21 protein-coding genes and 1 pseudogene are annotated in these 20,534 nt (G+C 37.5%); 4 read left to right on the forward strand and 18 right to left on the reverse strand.

The window, feature by feature from the left end; genetic code table 11:
- Positions 1–18 precede the first annotated feature (18 nt).
- The gene (locus ACLHDG_RS12260; RefSeq protein WP_415406530.1) at positions 19–2,127 is read left to right on the forward strand and encodes a peptidoglycan D,D-transpeptidase FtsI family protein; all 2,109 of its coding nucleotides are present in this window, start codon (positions 19–21) and stop codon (positions 2,125–2,127) included.
- Between the two features lie 44 nt (positions 2,128–2,171).
- On the opposite strand, the gene ACLHDG_RS12265 is transcribed toward ACLHDG_RS12260, so the two are convergent.
- Positions 2,172–4,142 (reverse strand): hypothetical protein, encoded by a 1,971-nt coding sequence (locus tag ACLHDG_RS12265; RefSeq protein WP_415406531.1) that lies wholly within the window; start codon positions 4,140–4,142, stop codon positions 2,172–2,174.
- 219 nt (positions 4,143–4,361) lie between these two features.
- Between ACLHDG_RS12265 and ACLHDG_RS12270 the strand changes: the two genes are divergently transcribed.
- Positions 4,362–4,778, forward strand: coding sequence for a hypothetical protein (locus ACLHDG_RS12270; protein WP_415406532.1), 417 nt, complete (start codon positions 4,362–4,364; stop codon positions 4,776–4,778).
- A gap of 80 nt (positions 4,779–4,858) precedes the next feature.
- On the opposite strand, the gene panC is transcribed toward ACLHDG_RS12270, so the two are convergent.
- A complete protein-coding gene (panC, locus tag ACLHDG_RS12275) occupies positions 4,859–5,683 on the reverse strand; it encodes a pantoate--beta-alanine ligase (protein WP_415406533.1) in 825 nt (274 codons plus the stop codon).
- A gap of 96 nt (positions 5,684–5,779) precedes the next feature.
- Here panC and prfB point away from each other — a divergent pair, with 96 nt between their 5' ends.
- Positions 5,780–6,874 carry a peptide chain release factor 2 gene (gene prfB / locus ACLHDG_RS12280; RefSeq protein ID WP_415406534.1) on the forward strand — a complete coding sequence of 365 codons (1,095 nt, stop codon included), beginning with the start codon at positions 5,780–5,782 and terminating at the stop codon, positions 6,872–6,874.
- A 4-nt stretch (positions 6,875–6,878) separates the two neighbouring features.
- Here prfB and ACLHDG_RS12285 read toward each other — a convergent pair whose 3' ends face one another.
- The 4 genes and pseudogenes from ACLHDG_RS12285 to bcp all read right to left on the reverse strand — a co-directional run bounded on the left by ACLHDG_RS12285 (position 6,879) and on the right by bcp (position 11,034).
- The gene (locus ACLHDG_RS12285) at positions 6,879–7,523 is read right to left on the reverse strand and encodes an ABC transporter ATP-binding protein (RefSeq protein WP_415406535.1); all 645 of its coding nucleotides are present in this window, start codon (positions 7,521–7,523) and stop codon (positions 6,879–6,881) included.
- A 332-nt stretch (positions 7,524–7,855) separates the two neighbouring features.
- Positions 7,856–8,917, reverse strand: a complete 1,062-nt coding sequence (gene tsf, locus ACLHDG_RS12290; protein ID WP_415406536.1) for a translation elongation factor Ts — start codon at positions 8,915–8,917, stop codon at positions 7,856–7,858.
- 284 nt (positions 8,918–9,201) lie between these two features.
- Positions 9,202–9,957, reverse strand: a pseudogene (gene rpsB, locus ACLHDG_RS12295) (30S ribosomal protein S2); the annotation flags it as partial.
- Between the two features lie 609 nt (positions 9,958–10,566).
- Entirely contained in the window at positions 10,567–11,034 is a 468-nt protein-coding gene (gene bcp, locus ACLHDG_RS12300; RefSeq protein WP_415406537.1) for a thioredoxin-dependent thiol peroxidase, read from the reverse strand.
- Positions 11,035–11,194: 160 nt separating this feature from the next.
- Between bcp and ACLHDG_RS12305 the strand changes: the two genes are divergently transcribed.
- Positions 11,195–11,404 carry a hypothetical protein gene (locus ACLHDG_RS12305; RefSeq protein ID WP_415406538.1) on the forward strand — a complete coding sequence of 70 codons (210 nt, stop codon included), beginning with the start codon at positions 11,195–11,197 and terminating at the stop codon, positions 11,402–11,404.
- On the opposite strand, the gene ACLHDG_RS12310 is transcribed toward ACLHDG_RS12305, so the two are convergent.
- The 12 genes from ACLHDG_RS12310 to napG form a co-directional block, all read right to left on the reverse strand.
- A complete protein-coding gene (locus tag ACLHDG_RS12310; protein ID WP_415406539.1) occupies positions 11,401–12,840 on the reverse strand; it encodes a S1C family serine protease in 1,440 nt (479 codons plus the stop codon). The genes ACLHDG_RS12305 and ACLHDG_RS12310 overlap by 4 nt on opposite strands.
- Positions 12,841–12,859: 19 nt before the next feature.
- The gene (locus ACLHDG_RS12315; RefSeq protein WP_415406540.1) at positions 12,860–13,306 is read right to left on the reverse strand and encodes a DUF523 domain-containing protein; all 447 of its coding nucleotides are present in this window, start codon (positions 13,304–13,306) and stop codon (positions 12,860–12,862) included.
- On the reverse strand, positions 13,307–13,789 hold the full coding sequence (locus ACLHDG_RS12320; RefSeq protein ID WP_415406541.1) for a DUF420 domain-containing protein: 483 nt from the start codon (positions 13,787–13,789) through the stop codon (positions 13,307–13,309).
- A gap of 97 nt (positions 13,790–13,886) precedes the next feature.
- Positions 13,887–15,335 carry an aldehyde dehydrogenase family protein gene (locus tag ACLHDG_RS12325; protein ID WP_415406542.1) on the reverse strand — a complete coding sequence of 483 codons (1,449 nt, stop codon included), beginning with the start codon at positions 15,333–15,335 and terminating at the stop codon, positions 13,887–13,889.
- A gap of 149 nt (positions 15,336–15,484) precedes the next feature.
- A complete protein-coding gene (locus ACLHDG_RS12330) occupies positions 15,485–15,727 on the reverse strand; it encodes a hypothetical protein (RefSeq protein WP_415406543.1) in 243 nt (80 codons plus the stop codon).
- Between the two features lie 122 nt (positions 15,728–15,849).
- On the reverse strand, positions 15,850–16,173 hold the full coding sequence (locus ACLHDG_RS12335; RefSeq protein WP_415406544.1) for a hypothetical protein: 324 nt from the start codon (positions 16,171–16,173) through the stop codon (positions 15,850–15,852).
- Positions 16,174–16,186: 13 nt separating this feature from the next.
- Complete coding sequence (locus ACLHDG_RS12340; RefSeq protein WP_415406545.1) at positions 16,187–16,543, reverse strand: chaperone NapD; 357 nt, start codon at positions 16,541–16,543, stop codon at positions 16,187–16,189.
- 115 nt (positions 16,544–16,658) lie between these two features.
- Entirely contained in the window at positions 16,659–17,606 is a 948-nt protein-coding gene (locus ACLHDG_RS12345; RefSeq protein WP_415406546.1) for a WD40 repeat domain-containing protein, read from the reverse strand.
- 28 nt (positions 17,607–17,634) lie between these two features.
- The gene (locus tag ACLHDG_RS12350; RefSeq protein ID WP_415406547.1) at positions 17,635–18,129 is read right to left on the reverse strand and encodes a ferredoxin-type protein NapF; all 495 of its coding nucleotides are present in this window, start codon (positions 18,127–18,129) and stop codon (positions 17,635–17,637) included.
- A gap of 2 nt (positions 18,130–18,131) precedes the next feature.
- Positions 18,132–18,860 (reverse strand): nitrate reductase cytochrome c-type subunit, encoded by a 729-nt coding sequence (locus tag ACLHDG_RS12355; RefSeq protein ID WP_415406548.1) that lies wholly within the window; start codon positions 18,858–18,860, stop codon positions 18,132–18,134.
- A gap of 42 nt (positions 18,861–18,902) precedes the next feature.
- On the reverse strand, positions 18,903–19,706 hold the full coding sequence (napH, locus tag ACLHDG_RS12360) for a quinol dehydrogenase ferredoxin subunit NapH (protein ID WP_415406549.1): 804 nt from the start codon (positions 19,704–19,706) through the stop codon (positions 18,903–18,905).
- Positions 19,706–20,533 (reverse strand): ferredoxin-type protein NapG, encoded by an 828-nt coding sequence (gene napG, locus ACLHDG_RS12365; RefSeq protein ID WP_415406550.1) that lies wholly within the window; start codon positions 20,531–20,533, stop codon positions 19,706–19,708. The genes napH and napG overlap by 1 nt, the downstream gene beginning before the upstream one ends.
- Position 20,534 lies beyond the last annotated feature (1 nt).

A 20,534-nucleotide genomic window follows, 5' to 3' on the forward strand; every position in this document is an offset into this window, starting at 1 on the left:
ATATCAGATGAGGGAAATATGAATAAAAACAGACAGAACCGTGCAATACACCAAAGAAAATATAAGATCACAGGTCTTTTTATTATTTTAACCATTGCTATGTTGATCTTTTTATCTTCTGTTTTAAAAACGATCACTTCAGATAGGCGTATCCCCAGTCATCACTCTACCATACATGATCGCTCTTTTCGCGGAAGCATCATTTCAGCAGACAATTATACACTCAGCAACTCACAAAAAACCTATCAGGCAGTCATTCGTGGTGCAAGTATTGTTCCAGAGAAAAAAGCTGTTTTTATTAAACTTTTCAGTATTTACAGTGGTATTGATGAAGAAAAACTACGTAAGAAGTTTAAAGATCGTAAAGGAAAAGAGATAAAAGGTAATATCATCCTTTCAAAAAGCATTACTTCAAGACATGCAATGCAACTCAAGTCTTTATCCTATAAACTTAGAAAACTCGGTATTTTCCGTTGGGTTAAAAACGGTAATGGTATTGATGTACTCTTTGGGTTGGATATCATTGAAAATGGTGAAACCAGACGATTTCCACTGGGTGATGTCATGAGCCCCATCCTTGGGTATGTAGGTGATAAAAGTGATGGAAGATACACCCGACCTAAAGGGCAAAAAGGACTTGAACGAAATTATGACAAACATATCACTTCAAAGAAAAATGGATATTTCAGAGGAAAAAGAGACGTTGTAGGTGCTGTTATACATGACCAAAACAGTATGAAACTTCAACGTGTAGATGGGATGGACCTTCATCTCAACATTCCTTTAGCTTTTCAAAGAAGAGTTGAACTTATGCTGGATCAAATGAAGGAGAGTATTGATGCGGAGGAGATCATAGTCGGTGTTATGGAAAGCAAAACAGGGAAAGTACTTTCATTGGCAAGTTCAGAACGGTATGATCCTGCACACATCACCCAAAAAGATATCCCTGCACTCAATCCTAAGTTTTCTGAATACCCTTATGAGGCAGGTTCTGTACTTAAACCTATCACTCTAGCCATGGCATTGGACCATAAAGTTGTTACACCTCAAACCTGGTTTAATACATACAATGGGCGCATGAAGATAGGCAAGAGGCGAACCATTACTGATGATGAAAAGTTTGATTCTCTTACAGCTACAGATATCATCGTACATTCATCCAATGTAGGGATCTCTCAGATCTCATGGAGACTCACAGGTAAAGAATTTAGAGAAGGATTACTTAAATTTGGTATAGCAAAACCTTCAGGACTTGACCTTTCACGTGATCTGCCCGGTCAACTCAAGCCACTCTATAAACTAGACCATAAAATGCATAGAGCCAACAGTTCATACGGCTATGGGATGCTGGTCACTTTTGCACAACTCTTCAAAGCATACAGTGCTTTCAATAATGATGGCATAGCCGTTACACCTCGTATCGTTAACTACTTGGCAGACCTCAAAGGCAATCACTATACCATGGAACCAAAGGTAAAGAACCTGCAAACTGTAGGTAAAAAAGCAGCAAACCAGATACATGATATACTGATTGAAGTTGTTAAAAGAGGAACGGGTGTCAAAGCCCAATATCCGGGCTTGGAGATCGGTGGAAAAACAGGTACTGCCCACATTGCTAAGAATGGCCGCTATGTACGTGAATACCATAGTAGTTTTTATGGTTTTGCCAATGACAAAGAAGGAAATAAATATACCATAGGGGTTTTGGTCATCCGGGCAAAAAAACGATACAAATACTTTGCATCACTATCGGCAGTACCAACCTTTAAGCGTATTGTACATACTTTGGTAGAACTTGATTATCTTAAGCCTGAAGGAGGCGAAAAAGAAGAACTTGAGCCTATCATAGCAAATATTATAAAGCCTGAGTTAGCTACTATAGAACCTACTATGGAAGAAAAGATCATAGAAATAAAACCTGTAAAAAAGAAGAGTGTTAAGAAAAAAACAGAAAAAACAAAAGTGACCGTAAAACCTAAAAAAGCATCTGTAAAAGAACTTTTCAAAATAGAGACATCCGAGCGAAGCGACAATCCTGCAGGTACCAGGACAAAACCTAAAGAAAATTCAAAACCTAAACCTGCAAAAAACAGATCAGCCCATGAACTTTTTGAAGATCTGTTTTAAAGAACAATGTTCTTAAAACAGATCTAAACAGGTAAAACTAAAACTTATTGAAAAACCTTCTTACAATCTTTTATAATAGCACCAGGTACAGTAGCGATGGTCATAAAGCCTGTCATACTCAAGAGAGGATAGTGTAGTGCAAGGTTATATTTTGGAGCCAATACTTTTGCTGCTCCATTTTCTATAAGTACGGTATATGGGATCACAGAAGCATTGTTTGCACCGATCTTTTTAGCAAACTTTGTCGTTCGCTTATCAAGTTTTACACCCAATAGTGTTGCACCGTTATCAAGAGTAAGTTCAAATACAACAGAGCCGCTTGCTTTTGCTTTTTCTATGAGTTTTGCATTGTCACCACTTGCTACACTCTCCATATCTTCATAGTAAGGCATACTCATGGCAAAGTGGTAGCCACTTAGATCATCAAACTCCATACCATCTTTTGCATTCTTGAGTCCCTCAAATGTCTGATTAAGTTTGTCCAAAACTTTTGTAGCTGTTGCTTTATCAAAGTCATCTTGCAGATACGCTTTAGCAAAATAGAGTGGATTGCTGATGCTGATCTGTTTATTGTCATCATCAACAAGTACTTTGAGTACACCCATAAACCCTCTGGTTTTTTTATTTGCCATTTTTTTCAATCCTGGACAAGTAAAGATAATCGAAGTAAGGTCACCTTTTTTATCAATATCATGCGTACCTAATACCTCAAATCCAGCATTTTTCAGATCAGCTTCTACTTGTGCAGCTGTTGCAAGAGGACCTCTTAAATAAGCAGAGACAAACTCTTTTTCAATATGCCCTGCTGTTGACGGAGTCGTTACTTCTCTTGGTCTTGCAACGGCTTCAGGTTTTTTCTCTTCTACTGTTTCAGCTGCAGCACTTGCCGTTTTTGCAACAGCATTGGATGTTCCTGACTCTCTTGTGAGCGGATTCACATTTGCAACAGGTTTAGCACCTAAACTCTCTAAAAGAGCAGGAATTTCTTTATCAAGTTTTTTGATAAATTCTGCTCTTTTAGGATCATCAATTTTTAGTGTTGCACCCCAGTTTGCAAGTGTTGGCATACCTATAACCAATGTAGATGTGTCTTTTTTAACATACATATACATGGCACATGGAGCAAATATTCCTGCTTTAGGTCGTCCACCTTCATTGTCAAAAACAGTATAAGAAAATTTAAAATGACACAGTGCATACGTCCAAAATGCATCATACTCAGGAATAGTATCTTCACCATTCTCTTTAAAGTTATAATACCCGGCTATCAGATAACCACCCTCTTCAAAGGTCTCTTCAAATTTCTCTTGAAAGTCATCAACAAAGTCAGTCAGATCTTTTGGTCTATCGAAAGTGAGTTCAAAGTTCATCATTCTTTTTTCTGCCAATTTATCATATTTTATATAACTTTTTGTGCCACCAAGTTCTTTTTCTATCAGAGCATCAAGTTCCACAAAAGACTCTATATAGGCTGTTCTTAACTTTTCATCATCAATACCGATAATATCTAAGATCACTTCAGGAACAAGATGCATCACATAAGTCTGCTTATCACTCTGTTTTTTGTATCCAAGTAAGTTAAATGGACTAAAACCAGCGATCCTTGGGTCTATATTTAACAGAGGTTTTATTTTCTCATCATTAACAATGGACTGAAAACTTAAAAAATCAAGCTTTGTTGAACCGTATTTCTCATGATAATGATCATTAACCCGTTTATGTGGGTCAGTCAGGGCAAATCCAATTGTTTGCACTTTTTTCTCTGTCAACTCATTGTATTCAGCTTCTATGTCTTTATCAAAAGTATAGACAACCGCTAAGTTTTTAGATTGAACAGCTTTAGGTTTTGCTTTTGGTTCCGGTTTTGATTCTGGCACTTTTACAGCAGAAGTTGTATCTGTTGCAGCTTCTGTTGCAGCTATGGTTGTATCAGTTGCATCTTTGTCTTGACCAACATACATACCCAGACTAAAAAAAACAACCGCCACCAAAAGAATTTCAAACAATTTTTTCATGATTATACTCCAATATAAGGATTTTTAATAGTATATCATAGATTATGATAAATCTTATTTATTTAAATTAACAAGATAATTTAAATAAACTGTACATGTATCTAACTGTGTAACAAAGTAACACAAAAAAGGGATTACTGTTTGAAATCAATTGTTAATAAGAAAATGAGTTTAATTTGATATAATTAAATAAGTTTTATTTATATAAAGGAATTAAATATGTATAAAAATATTATTGCCATTGGACTGATAGCCCTATTTAGCTTAACACTACATGCTGAGTACACGGATGAAGAACGTATTAGAGATATGAAAGCAATGGAGGAAGGTATGATGAAAATTCAAAAAGGCTTGCTCACTAATGATAGAAATATTCTATCTAAAGGTGTAAATCAACTACAGCAAGTCACACGTAAAGTTGAACCGCCTATTGACAGTAATAGTATTTTGGCACAAAAAAATACCTATAAATATAAGTTTTCAAGAAAACAGGGTGAAAAAATTATTCATTTTGCAGAAGATATAAAAGTGGAAATGAACGCAGGCAACAAACATAGTGCTACCAAAGCTTTTGTTAAAGTTTTAGATGAATGTATCTCTTGTCATAATAAGATCAGAAAGTGGCAAAATAGATAACTATTTTGTTCTCGTTCCACCTCTCCCGAGGTGGAACGCATACACAAACTTTTCATACTAATAAAACCTTTCATCACTCATTATATCCATAAATTATCAATCAATCGCGGCTTTCCAACCCACGCTGCAACCAAGATAATGGTATTACCTATCTCAACTTCTTTTAAAGCATTAAATTCTCTATCAACTATGGCGACATATTCTACTTCATCTGCATCTTTTAGTACATTTAGCATTACTTTTTTGATAGCTTCAACATTGAGTTCCCCTGCCATGACAAGTTTAGTGGCACGTTTGAGTGATCGGGAAAGTGCTAAGGCCCTTTGCTTTTCATCTGCATCAAGATAGATATTACGACTGCTTAAAGCCAATCCATTATCATCACGTACTATTTCACATGGAATGATCTCCACATCCATAAAATAGTTCTTCACCATCTGCATGATCAAAGCCAACTGCTGTGCATCTTTTTTTCCAAAGTATGCTCTACTAGCTCCGGAAAGGTTGAGCAGTTTCATCACCACTTGAAGCATACCGTCAAAATGTCCCGGGCGTTTTTCACCCTCTAGAACATATCCTTTTATAGCAGGAGCCCCGATGCAGAGTTCATCTCTTTCATACATTTGATCGATCGTGGGCATAAAAAGTATATCTACCCCTGCAAGTTCACAGATCTTAATATCTGCTTCATCTTTTCTGGGATAACTATCAAGGTCTTCACCTTCCAAAAACTGTGTAGGGTTTACAAAGATAGAGACGACAAGATGCTCATTCTCTTTTCTTGCTTGACGTATAAGAGAAAGATGTCCATGATGCAAGGCTCCCATCGTTGGTACAAAACCTATGGAACCCAATAATACTTTCTTTGCTTCCTGCAACTCTTCTATTGTACGTACAATAACCATACTCTAACCTCTATCTCTACTATATTTTGATAAAATCTTATCAAAATAATGAAGAGAACTCTCTGAATAAATTATAAAATAAAGGAACTTTTTCCAATGGATGCTTATGAATATGGTGAACTCCTTAAAACACTCACGATCAAAATGGAAAATATTAAAAATATCGTAAAGCCTGATATCTTAGAAGCCAGACTTCATGAGATAGAAGAGATGCAGCAAGATCAAGACTTTTGGAATGATGCAGCATATGCAGGAAAGATCTCCCAGGAAAAAACAAAAACAGAACGTATCTTGGCAACGTATGGTAATGCTTATGATGCCGTACACGATGCAGCAGAGTACTTCGAACTCTCCAAAGCAGAAAATGACGAGGAAACGCTTGAAATGCTTTATGAAGATGCTGAAAGCCTACAAGAGAGTACCCATGCACTGGAAGTGCAAATGATGCTCAGTGGAGAACATGACGGAGCTAATGCCATCGTTTCCATCCATCCTGGGGCTGGAGGAACAGAGTCTCAAGACTGGGCTAGTATGCTTTACCGTATGTATTTGCGTTGGGCAGAAAGACATGGGTTCAAGGTCGAAGGGCTTGACTATCAGACAGGTGAAGAAGCAGGTATTAAAGATGTGTCTTTCATCATCAAAGGTGAAAATGCTTATGGGTATCTCAAAGTTGAAAACGGTATCCATAGACTTGTACGTATCTCTCCTTTTGACTCTAATGCCAAACGGCATACTTCATTTTCTTCAGTCATGGTGTCGCCAGAAGTAGATGATGACATAGACATCGTCATTGAAGATAAAGATATACGAGTAGATACTTACCGTGCCTCAGGTGCAGGTGGTCAACATGTCAATAAAACAGAATCCGCCATCCGCCTCACACATATAGAAACAAACATCATCGTGCAGTGTCAAAATGACAGAAGCCAACATAAAAACAAAGCTGCTGCCATGAAAATGCTCAAATCTCGTCTATATGAGTATGAGATGGCTAAAAAACAAGCTGCCATAGATGGTGTAGAAAAATCAGAAATAGGTTGGGGACATCAGATACGTTCTTACGTCATGCAGCCGTATCAGCAAGTAAAAGATACTAGATCCAATCAAGCCTTTACCAATGTAGATGGTATCTTGGATGGAGATATAGATAAGCTTTTAGAGGGTGTGCTTATAGCTCAAGCCAAGTAATTACTTATTTACTTAATGCTTGATCTTCCAAAGTATATATTGCATCGCAGCGTGCTGCCATATTTTCATCATGTGTAACAAGCACTAAAGCTGCACCTGTCTCTTTAATATAGTGAGTCAATACATCCATTACTAACTCCGCAGTCTCTTTATCAAGATTTCCTGTAGGTTCATCAGCAAAGATAATGCGTGGTTTTTTACTCAATACTCTAGCGATAGAAACCCGTTGTTGTTCTCCTCCAGAGAGCTCAGAGGTCTTATGGCTCATAAGATGATCGATCTCCAACTTCTTTAGTATTGCATCATCTATCTGCTCACCTGACAGCATCGTAGCTACACCAATGTTCTCTAATGCACTCATACCTTTAAAAAGATAGTGAAACTGAAAGATGATCCCTATATCATAACGACGTAGTGACTCTATCTCCTCATCACTAAGATTGTAAAGATCATTACCTAAAAGTGTTATTTTACCCTCATTAGGTTTCATAAAAGTAGAAAATATATGCAAAAGTGTAGATTTACCAGACCCGCTACGCCCTACAATAGCTGCACTTTGTGTTGGTTCTATACTAAAATCAATATCTGTAAAAAGTGGATAGTCAAAACTATGAGAGATATTTGTAGCTTGCAAAAGGGGTTGTGACATAAAGTATAACCTTTAAATAATTTAACGTATTTTAACATAAAATCACACGAAGTGTGCCTGTCGTTATGAACGACCTTGTAAGCGAAGCGATTCGAGAATAGCGACGATTTTTTGCTTCTGCCTACATGGATACGCTTTTCTCCGACCATTTCGGTTCCAAAGCTATAAACGACAAGCAGTTGTCGTTTACTTAACGCTTCTCATCTAAAAAAATGAAGAGAGAAACAACGCCTCAAATAATATAATAGGAAATTAAAATGAATGTATGAAAGAAAAATTTACTTAGTATTTACGATTGAAGAGGTGTTGTCAGGAGACAACACCCTACGGCATTATGCCATTTGTGCAGCAACTTCAGCAGCAAAATCTTCTTCTGCTACTTCGATGCCTTCACCCACTTCAAGTCTTGTGAAGCTAGTGATCTCTGCTGTACCACCAGCAGCTTTTGCTTTGTCTGCAATATACTCAGCAACTGTTTTGCTGTCATCCATTACAAAGTTTTGGTCAAGAAGACACTGCTCTTGATCAAGTGTTGTATTGTCTGCGATAAATCTTGCAATTTTTCCTGGAAGGATTCTATCCCAAATTTTCTCAGGTTTACCTTCAGCTTTAAGCTCTTCTTTGAGTGCTGCTTCAGCTCCAGCCATAACATCTTCAGTCAATTGACTCATAGAGATATACTGAGGAACATTTTTAAGTGTTTTACCTAAACGGGAAAGTTCTTCATTCTCTTTTTCGATAGCAACGATTCTACCTTTAGTCTCTTCAGCTACATATGAAGCATCAAAGTCTTTATAAGAAAGTGTAGTTGGTGACATAGCTGCTGCATGCATTGCAACTTCTTTAAGCACAGGAGTCATTGCTTCTGCAGTTGCAGCTGAATCACATTTAGCTTCGATGATTACACCATTTTGCTTATTTGAGTGAACATAACCGTTTACTGCTGTAGTCTCATCACCAACGATAAGTGCTGATCTTCTTACTACAAGTTTTTCACCGATCGTAGCAACTTGAAGAGAAAGATATTCAGCAAATGGCTGACCATTGATAGTCGAAGCATTGATAGCTTCTGCATCAGCAATGTTGTTATCAAATGCATGATTGATAACATCTGACATCACAGCTAGAAATTTATCATTCTGTGCAACAAAGTCAGTTTGAGAGTTTACTTCAACGATAGCCGCTTTTTTACCCTCAACTTTAACTGCAATAGCACCTTCGGCAGCTACTTTACCAGCTTTTTTAGCTGCAGCACCCATACCTTGGTCTCTAAGCCATGCAACAGCTTTGTCCATATTTCCATCAGCTTCAGTCAATGCTTTTTTACAGTCCATCATTCCTGCATCAGTCATCTCTCTGAGTTTTTTAATGTCTTTAGGTCCAAAGTTTGCCATGATTACGCCTCCGCCAATTCTTTAGCAGATGCTACAGCGTCTCTGAAGTTTCCTTTGAAGCTGTATTTTTCTTCCATAACTTCGATTTGTGCATCAGTCATGTTTGCAACATCTGCAAATGTGTGGAAACCTTCATCATTGAGTTTACCTTGGTATACTTTACCAACACCGGCGATCTTAGTAAGGTCATCACCTTTAGTTTCTGTTTTTGCTTCTGCTTTAGGTGCTGCTTTCTCTTCAACAAGTTTTTCAACTTCTGCTTCAGTTGCCGGTGCCGCTGCTTCTTCAGTTGCTGCTTCAGCCATAACTGCTTCCATTTCGCCTGCTGATACTTCTTCAGCCTCTCCACCGTGAGCTTCTGCATATGCTGCTTTACCTTCGATGATCGCTTCAGCCATCTCTTTACAGAAAAGGTTGATTGATCTAATAGCATCATCGTTTCCTGGAATTGGGTAATCAATCACATCTGGATCACAGTTAGTGTCAAGTGGTGCAATAACTTTCATACCCATTCTTTTTGCTTCTTTAACAGCAATGTGCTCTTTAACAGCATCAACAACGAACATCATGTCAGGAAGTTTTTTCATGTGTCTGAAACCTTCAAGATATGAGCTTAGTTTCTCTTTTTTTCTTAAAAGCATCAATGCTTCTTTTTTAGTCAACATATCAAGTTGACCATTTTCTTCCATTTGCTCGATAATTTCAAGTTTTCTAATAGATTTTTTCATTGTTGGGTAGTTTGTTAACATTCCACCTAACCATCTAGTAGCAACATAAGGCATACCAGCTCTCTCTGCATGCTCTTTAACTGCTGATCTAGCTTGTTTTTTAGTACCTACGAAAAGTACTGTTTGTCCTTCAGCTGCTGCATCTCTTACAACGTTGTAAGTATATTTGAAGTATCTAAGTGTTTTTTGAAGGTCGATGATATAGATGTTCTTTCTTGCACCGAAAATGAATTTCTTCATTTTTGGATTCCATCTTCTTGTTTGGTGCCCGAAGTGTACACCACATTCGAGTAAGTCTTTCATTGTTACCATAAGTTTCTCCTTGGTATATAATCATAATAGAACTTTTATCAGTAAAAGCTCAGTTAAAAGCATATGCTTCATCACTAGGTTTAAGATACGAATTGGTAATAATCCGAATCGTCCGCTGTAGTCATCAACGCACAATGCGCAACCAGTCAAGGAATAACTACATGAGTATTTCCAAATTCCAAATAGAAATAAGGAACGCGATTATACCGAAGTGATGTTTAAAAATAGATAAATAATAAATATCTCCCTTACGGGAGGAAGAAGTATACGTATCAGGCACACGTACACAAAATTAATGTTTAGAAAACTTTTGACGCTTTTTTACTTTGTTATATCTTGACAATGAAGAAGTCATAAAAAAATATATTGCTCCAAGAGAAACAAGTATAGTTATAATCAAAATATCTAAAAAAGAAACAAACCAGCACAAACTTACCAGTATAATAACTTCTATCATAAGATAAATAAATGGTTTCACGGCTGAAGTCTTTCTTCTATCAGACCATTTACTATGATATCCCATAAAAAACCCTTTTTAATAATATTTTTTTATTATACTCTTATTTCAGATTATTAATAAACAACCTTGATCTAAGAGTACCGTAATAATTATCCTTGCAACTCTTCGAGTTTAGCTTTTACATCATCCACATGTCCCTTGACTCTCACTTTTTGCCATACAGCAGCCACTTTACCCTCTGGATCGATGATAAAAGTACTTCTTACTACACCCATATACTCTTTACCCATAAACTTTTTAAGCTGCCATACACCAAAAGCATTACATAGCGACTTGTCTTCATCTGCAAGCAGTGTGACCTTAAGTTCTTTTTTCTCTATGAAATTTCTATGTTTCTGAGGACTGTCCGGACTTACACCTAAAACAATAGCATTCAAGTCTTCAAAATTTGGAAGTGCCGCTGTAAAATCACAGGCTTCAGTTGTACATCCCGGAGTATTGTCTTTTGGGTAAAAATAAAGCACTATCCAGCGTCCTTTGATATCTCTTAGACAGATCTCTTCTTCATCCTGGTTCGGTAAACAAAACTCTGCTGCATTTACGCCAACTTCTAACATAGTAAATCCTTATACGTTTTTTGATAGTATAACAGAATGAATAAAAATTCTTACCATAGGTAAAGCTTGTACGAAAAATCATTTAGTGATTTCCTGTATAAAGCTTTAGCCAAAAGTGAGAGGAATTATTAAGAAGCTTTGCTTTTTAAAAAGGAGAAAAATGATAAATGAACACTCAAAAGAAGAATTATTAGCAGATATAGAAAAACTTATCGCATATGGAAGAGAAGAACCAACCATCAACCCTGCTCTTTTAGCCTACCTGGAAATAGATGACCTCATCTCTACCAAAAAAAAACTGCTTGAAAGAGTAGGGAAACTCAGTGAAGAAGATAAAGAGTGGTTAGAGCAATTTAAAAAGTACGATTAATCTCTCAAATCAATCGACTTATCAAACTGAATATTATACTTTTTGAGTATCTCACTCTGTTTTTCCTGTGCCTCTTTTTTCTCGATCACCACTTTCACACCATCATTATCTTCTAAAACAATATAGTGATTTGTCACTGCTTCCATCTTTTGGTAAAACTCTTTAAAGTTTTTAAATGTCTCACCATTGACTTTATCTATAGCCCACATACCGAAGTTATTATCCCCTCTGCTTATATCTGAAGCCAATACTTTAAGCAGTACAACTGCTTCGTTTTTATCTTCTTTTTGCCATTTTAAAGCTAAATTACTTAACTTTAAACGATTACGGCTTGTAGCACGCAGGAGATTTCTGGTTAAAGGGGAAAATACATACCCACCATAGATAAAATAAGTTGGCATACTGTCATATCGTGTTGTTTTCACTAAATACACATCATCTGCACGGTTTTGTAGTATTGCTTTTACTTTCATAGGTTTCTTATCTCTAATAATATCAAGATCTATAGTATCTCCCATTTGATAGGTATCTACATAATAGTTGTAATCTGTGTATTCATGTTTTCTAAAAGCAACTGTCCCATCATTTTCTATATTATGGCCGTCAATGGCTGTAAGAATATCACCCTCTTTCAGTATGCCTTTTAATGAAGAGCTATAGACGATCTTGTCTATAAGTTTTCCACTAATGTTATCATCAAGACCATAATAACGTCTCATGGCTGGATTTTCCAACTTTTGTGTACCTATACCTAATTCTCCAAACCCATCATATTTTCCATCTTTCATATCTGTTATAAAATGTTGCACCATGTCTACAGGAACCAAATAGCCGATATTTTGAGATTTGCGGATAACTTGCATTACCACGCCTACTATCTTCCCCTCTGAGAGTGCCGGTCCCCCGGAATTCCCTGGATTTACTGCAGCATCTACCTGTACGGCTAAAAAAGTCTCCCCACTATGTGCATACGTATGATGTTCTACACGTGAAACTACACCAATGGTTGCAGAAAGTGTACTTCCTCCCATGGGAAAACCATAAACAACTATCTTCTGCTCTACTTCAGGAAGCGCACCGAAAGTCAATGGTTCCACCCCTTCAAAAAATGCTTTTTCCTCTACTTTTAAAAGTGCAAGATCCGCCTGATGAGAAACCGCATGTACCTTTGCTATGTAGCGTTTACGTTGTCCGTAACGTTGTACTTCTAAAAAAACCTGATTTGCTACTACATGTGCATTGGTAAGGATATACCCTCCTTCAATGATAGCACCTGACCCCATACTGCTACGCATAGAACTACTCCACGGTGCTTGATAGTTTGGTATTTTAGATGTGGTATAAATTTTGACAATGGCTTGTTTAGTTACATCCTCTTGTTGTATATTTGCACTTAGAAAAAGTGTGCTTAGTAATATGGTAAATAATAATTTCATAAAATAGTTTCCTTTTTTATTATCGTAGGGTAGATACAAAATCTTCTGCATCTAAAGACCTGATACCTCGTATCTTAGCCTCTTTTGCCATAAGTCCTGTTTCTTTATCACTTATAAGATTTTTCTCCTGATCATAGAGCTTAGCAGAACAGACTCCACAACTTGGACTTCTGTCTTTTCCTATAAACAGGTCTATATCTGCATGTTCATCAAAAAAATCTCTTGCGTATTGTTCCACTGGCGTAGAAAGATCATCTCCTGTTAAATTGGAGATCGCTTTTATACCTAGTTGGGTTTGGATCAGATCCATCGTAGGACGAGGTGAACCAAAAGCATGATCTTCCGGACAAAAGGGGATACGCTCAACCCCTTCTAATTTTTTTAACAAAGCTGCATCATAATTATCTGTTGCATCATAACGGCATTTTTCACCTAGAAGACAGGCAGAGATAGCGATTTTTTTCATCTAAAACACAAAAAGAAGTAGATATACCCATATTCCGGTAAGAGAAGTAAGTACGATACCTACAAAGGTACGTAAACCTGCTTTTTTATGTGATAGAGAATAGGAGCCTGGCAGTATCCCTCCTCTTTTACTCTCTTTTCTTGCATGAAATATTGTACTTGCCCATACACCCAATGTAATGACTGAAATGAAAATGTGTATCATGAGTACAACAAACAGATAATCGTGTGAAACATGGGTATTTTGTACAAAGGCTTCATAACCTCCACCCAAGCGTACACCATATTCAAAATACCCCACAACAATGACTGAAATAATAAAAATAAATGTTTGTACTATACCATGCAATTCATACTTTTGCTTTCTTGCAAAAGAGATAGCAATACCAACCAAAAGAGGTAAAAGAGCAACAATCAGTGTTACAAAATCCATAAAAAATGGTGCTCTGGTTCCTAAAAAACCTGCTTCAAACATATAATTCATACATTCTCCTTTAAGAGTAACTAGTTGCTCGAACTGTCTGTTGAAGACAACTCAGCGTTAGCGTAGTAAAGATGAACTTTGTTCATTTTACGTTCCATTAACATATAACTATTGACTTGATCTCTGTGAATTCTTCCAGTGCCCACTTAGGGCCTTCTCTTCCTACACCAGAGAGTTTTGAACCACCATAAGGCTGCACATCGAAACGCAAGGTTGGGATATCATTGATCACTACACCGCCACATTGAGCATCTTCTATAAAGCTTTGTGTCATTTTCAAGTCGTTGGTAAAAATAGAGAACTGTAAACCAAAAGGAGAGTCATTCATCTTCTCTATAGCTGTTTCGTAGCCAGGTACAGCTACTAAACTGACGATAGGGGCAAAAACCTCTTCACAAATGATCTTCATCTCATCTGTTACATCTGCCATCACAGTCGGAGGGAAGATACCCTCTATCTCTTCTCCACCGGCAATAACCCTTGCCCCTTCATTTTTAGCAGAAGCTATCCAACTTTTAGTACGATGTCTTGCTTCATCATCAATGAGTGGTCCCATGAATGTATCATCTTCATACGGAGAACCCACTTTAAGTTTATTTGTCTCTGTAGCAATAAGCTCAGCAAACTCTTCATACACTTCTTCATTGACATAAATACGCTGTAGAGAGATACATACCTGCCCGGAGTTATAAAAAGCACCAAAAGCACAACGTGCTGCTGCAGTAGCTAAGTCTGCACTTTTGTCTATATATGTCGCTGCATTGCCGCCCAATTCTAAACTGACTTTTTTAATACCCGCTTGAGACATGATAATATTCCCCACAGGTACAGAACCTGTAAAACTGATCACCCTTGGGATACTACTTTTTACCAAAGTTGAACCAACCTCGGCATCACCATAGACGACAGAGAGTGCATCTTTCGTAGCAAACTCAGAGTCAACAAAAAGTTTAGCCAACATATATGCTGTCATCGGTGCTTCCGGTGTTGGTTTAAGTACAACAGTATTACCCGCACCCAAGGCTGGAGCTATCTTATGTGCTACAAGATTGAGAGGAAAGTTAAAAGGAGTGATGCACGCTACTACGCCTACAGGTTCACGTCTATAATAGGCCAATGTTCTCTTCCCACTTGGCATGATATCTGTAGGGATGGTCTCACCAGAAAGGTTTGCAAGTTCGAGAACGGTAAGTTTGATAGTTTCTACACATCTGTCAACTTCTATACGGGAAAAAGCAATAGGTTTTGCTACCTCTCTGGCAAGTATTAGTGCAAATGCTTCTCTCTCCTGTGTCAATCTCTTAGCAACATCTTCAAGCCATAAGATACGTTGAGACAAAGGTGTTTTTGCTGCTGCCTTTGCTGCTGATTTTGCAATGGAGAGTGCTTTTTTCGTATCATCAGCATCACATAGAGGAGCAGTACTTACTATAGAACCATCAAAAGGACTCTTACGTTCCTGCTGCTCCTCTTTATTGTCCTCAGTTGAACCAAAAAAGATCTTTGCTTCTGCTATTTCTGTTTTACTGTCAAATATTCCAACCATAATTATTGCCTTGTTTTTGTAAAGTTAGTTGATTATAGCAAATTGGGGATAATAAAAGGTTAGTAAGTTATGTTTTCAATTGTAAACAATTGTTCGTGGGCAATGACAAGGCATACACTTCGATAAATGCCCACACCATAGAATGATAATTATTTTTGTTTGTTTGTGGTATTACAACCTGAATCAATATCACAATAACGTTTTTTAAAAATAAATTTATGTATAAGATCTTTGGTCATAAGTGCTAAACAATAGACCCATAAAAGATCCATGATAATATTGGGCTTATACTCAAGTCCATACAGAAGTAGAGGCCAACCTATGAGGATGATGTACTTCATGTAGTAAAAAAAAAGTATCCCTACCCCGTATATTTCTTTAAAAAAACTCATTTATGTAGACTCTCTTCTCAAGCAGAAAATACGACTAGTCGTATGAGCCTGCTGCTGAAGCAGTCCCAGTGACAACGTAGTTTTTTGGGCTTTGCTCAAAAAGCGTCCTATAATGGTAGCTTTCACCCGTTAGGTGTCCACTCACCACCGGCTTCTGGCATACCTTGTGGAGCATCATTCGCTTTAGCCTCCTGTTCTGCATCGTATGCCATGATCTGTTGGCGTACTTCGTTGATCTGTATAGGTGTTACATCCTCTTCAGATTCCCACGCCACTTCTATATCGTTACCATACTCTTGAGCTATAACTTCTATTTTTTGGGCATATTCATAGATATCCAAACATACTACTCTCTCTGCTGTATCCTCTTCATTAGGATCTATAAGTTCAATGTACCATCGTCCCATTGGATTGGTTTTAATAATGGATTGTATAACTACTGACATTTGTTTCTATCCTTTAAAATGGTAAGTTTTTCTTTTTTAGATCTCCACCATAGACAATGTCTTTGGGTTTAATATCTGGGTCATTGAGCATAGCAGGGACAACATCTCCATTCTCTAAAGTTTTCATCTCTCTATCCAATTCATCTTCACTATATGTCATGTGCATATCAGCTGCGATAACATGAGGTATTTGCTGGATCTTGATAAGTTTCTCTATCTCTTCACCTGCATCTTTTCCTTCCAATGTCACGACGATCTTACCTATCTCATTATGTACTTCATAGTCACAAAAATCACTCTCATTTACTGCTTTAATTACACTCTCTATATTTTCTGGTAAAGTTTGTATAATAATACTTGATATATTCATTTTAAATCCTTTATTTATTCTTTAATTTATTAATACGACTAGTCGTATGAGCTCTCTGCTGAAGAGAACTCAGTGTTAACGTAGTATATGGAGCTTTGCTCCATATACATCCTATCTATAGTCTCCAATAATTAATCTCTTTAGAGTCACTTGATGTAAAGAGCTCCTCTTCATTAATAAAGAGGATATTTGTCAGCGTCATTTTATGATTTCCTAGCTTATATAGGTCTGATTTTGTCTGAGTATTGAAAATTGTCACATTATTGTTCTCATCACTCGCAAATCCAGCCAGTTTTGCACTTGGACTAAGACCAACACTATAGATCAGGAAAGATGCTTGTTTATAATATGCTCTGGAATCTTCAGTACCATATACAGCACAGCGTCTGTCTTGTCCTGCGGTAACAATGGTCTTGTTTTTAAAATCAACCTGAAAAACATTGTCAAGGTTTTGCCCTTTGATCTCTTTGATCATTTTTCCATCTTTTACATTGATCAGCTTCATATCTCCGCTTTCATCTGCGATGATCACTTGGGTCTTATCTTCATTCAAGGCAAAGTTTGAAAACTTGGAACCGGCTATCTGTTCACGGTAAAGGCTCTTATCATTTTTAATATCATACAAGATCAACTCATTACTTAAAAGTGCAATAAGTAAAGTATTTGCATCTACAAATTTAGCTTTGGCTATGGTAAAGCTTTTTGCTGTGGAGATAATCTCTGTTAGAGTGTTCTGTTCAAAAATATGGACACGTCGGTACCCCATCTTTCCTTGAGAAACTATCATGATCTTAGCATCTACAATATCTACAGAATAGACCTTGGCATTAACCTCTTCTCCTGTAAAATCTTTGATTCTTGGAACAGTGATCGTTTGTGTGAGGTTTTGTTCTTTAGTATTAAAGATATCAACTGCTCCTTCTGCCGTTGCGGAGTAAAGCAATCCATCCTGATAAACCAAGTCAGTGACTGCACCACTACCTGTATACACATGAGTTGGTTGCAGTTCTTTCGCATCAACTAAAGTGATGAACATAAAAAAGAGTATCGCTATAAATCTCATTTATCTACCTTTTAAAATTTTTAAATTATTATGCCGTAATTTTAATCGCTTGTACCGGACATGTATGCATACATAGTCCACAATTGGTACATTTCTCTTCATTGATCGTAGGTCTGAACATTCCTAAAAACTCAATGGCTTTTTCAGCACAAGGATCTTTACAGGAAAAACACATCGTCTGGTGCCAGCTCATACACTCTAAGACATTTATCTCTATCTTAGCATCTATCTTTCGCATCGCTTCTACTTGAAGCACATCAAATTCACATGCTATGGCACAGTCATCACAAAAGGTACATCCACTCACACTAAGGTCAAGTTTAGGTGTACCATCTTCTTGGATGATAACGATCTGCTCTTCACAAATGGTTGCACATGGTTTATCTTCACACTCTGTACAGCCTTTGTGAAAAGCACTCTCATCTATATAATAAGGGGGCCGCAAGATCTTCTCTTGTTTGGCTTCTCTTGCTTCTCCCCTTAAGGAGGAAGTAAGAGAACTAAAAAGTTCTCTTCTTTCCATGCTTAGTGGTCTAAACTACCAGCAGCAGAATTTTTATTTGCTCTATCTGCATCTGTAATTAATGAATCTTTACCTACAGTATCTAAGTCATTATTCATATTATCATACCAAGTAGAAGTACTTGCACCATCTTTGTCTGAGAAATCAGCCTGGAATGTATTTGATACAGCCAAAGCACCTGTTGATTGTGGTGCATGACACTGAGAACAGTTGAATCTAGACATAGATAATTTATCTAACTTTTTGATAGAAACCTCATTTTTATCACCATCAGTAGTTCTTGTAAAATCTTGACCTACTAACTTATGCTTAGGTCTAAAGTCAACAAAGTGTGATTTTGGAATCGCTACAGCTTTTACACTTGGTGCAACTTCTGGCATATGGCATCCAAGACATTGGTTATTTCCAGTTTTAATTGGAAGTAAACCTTCAACTGAGTGAGGGATCATCGGTGGAGCATCCTGGAACGCTCTTGCAATTCTCTGACTTGTTCCCGGTGCTGCAGTATTGTACTCTACTTTCATACCAGTTGTTTCTGCTGCTTCTTCATAAAGGTTTGTTTTTCTTAAACCAAGTGCTGCTTCAGTTACTTCTTTTTTGTTACCTAGATCATCTTTTTTAAGGTTAGCTGCTGCGTTAGCCTCTTTATTGATATCAACAACTTCTGCTGCATAAAGACTAGAACCTATTAGCAATGAACCCAATGCTATTATCTTCATAATTTTTTTCATTTCTTCTCCTCTTTGTTATCTTTTTCTTTGACTCAGAAGTGTTTACTTCTTGCCAAAAGAACGAATACTAAATTTTAAAGCATCATCATCACAGACATCTACACAGCGACCACAATTGGTACACTCTCCGTCTGTAACTGAAATACTTTTCTTGTCAATCATATGTAAAACCTGATTTTCAGGACAAACTACTTTACATTTCATACAGGCAGTACAAGCTTCATGGTCATGTTTGACCCTGATAAGACTTGCCTTTCCGATGAGAGAGTAGCTTGCTCCCAATGGACATAAGTGTCCACACCAACCATTTTTAACCCCAAAGAGGTCAAAAAGGAATATCGCAATAATTACCGCAATACCTGCACCAAAACCAAAGATAATACCTCTTTGCATAATGGTAATAGGGCTCAGTACTTCAAAAGCAGCGATACCGACTACAGCTGAGACGATCAGTCCCAATACCATGATCCAGTATCGTGCCTTTCTTTTGATAAATCTATAGTTCACTTCCTCTTTATCGAGATTGAGTTTACGTCTGAGCCAATTGGCCAGATCTGTCACCATGTTAATAGGACAAACCCAACTACAAAAAGCACGACCACCCACTACGAAATAAAAGAGCGTTATTATCAAAGCCCCCAAAAGTACATCTGTACCTAAAACAAACCCTGTTGCCAACACTTGCAGTGTTGTGTATGGGTCTGCCAAAGGTATCACACCAAAAAGAACAGAAGAGCCAAAGGTTCCGGCCAAGATATTCCAACCCCAGGCATTGGCACCAAAATAAAGTACCAATATCCCGATCTGAGTTACCCTTCTAAGAAGTAGATATTTAATATTACTCATCAATACAACTCCTCAGTATTCAGATAATCAACTGAGCTCTTTTCTGAGATCTCAGTGGTTGTCTCTTCACTATGGGCATCTATAAGACGTTTTTCATCTTCTTTATCCCAACCTTTAACATAATGAGAACCTGCTTTACCTTGTGAAACCTCATGAGGTAACACAAAGATAGCCGGCTTCTCAGTCACACAAGCCATTTCACAAAGTCCACATCCTGTACAAACATCATCATGAACGATAGGCAACAAGAAAGCATGCTTCCCTGTTCTCTCGTTTTTCGCATATTCTAAAGTTATGGCTTCATCAAGCAGTGGACAGGCACGGTAACAAGCGTCACACTGTATACCCCAAAAGGCAATACATGACTCTTTATGTACCACAGCCAATCCCATACGAGATTTGTTAATGTCAAGTTCTTCTTTCTCATTTAAAAGACTAGGCATATCCAATGCCCCTGATGGACACACCGGTACACAAGGGATATCTTCACACATATAGCAAGGCACTTCTGTTGGTATAAAGTATGGTGTACCAATTAACTTATGGTCACCACCTTTTGCCATTAACAGTGTTCCTGGTCTAGCTTTTCCTGTCACTTTGTCTATATTGGTATCACGGTTTTGACACGCCTCAGCACAAAGACCACACTTAATACAAGCGGTCAGGAAATCTTCTTCTTTGATCGCTCCGGGAGGCCTAAGTACCAATGGTGATGCTTTTACTTCATCACTGTAACCACTCCACAACAATCCACCAAGAGCTGTTAAGCCTACACTTTGAAGGGTTGTCGCCATGAACTTTCGTCTATTGTTGTCGGAGTTAGCCACG

It is taken from the genome of Sulfurovum iocasae, from assembly GCF_047716765.1.
Taxonomy (GTDB): domain Bacteria; phylum Campylobacterota; class Campylobacteria; order Campylobacterales; family Sulfurovaceae; genus Sulfurovum.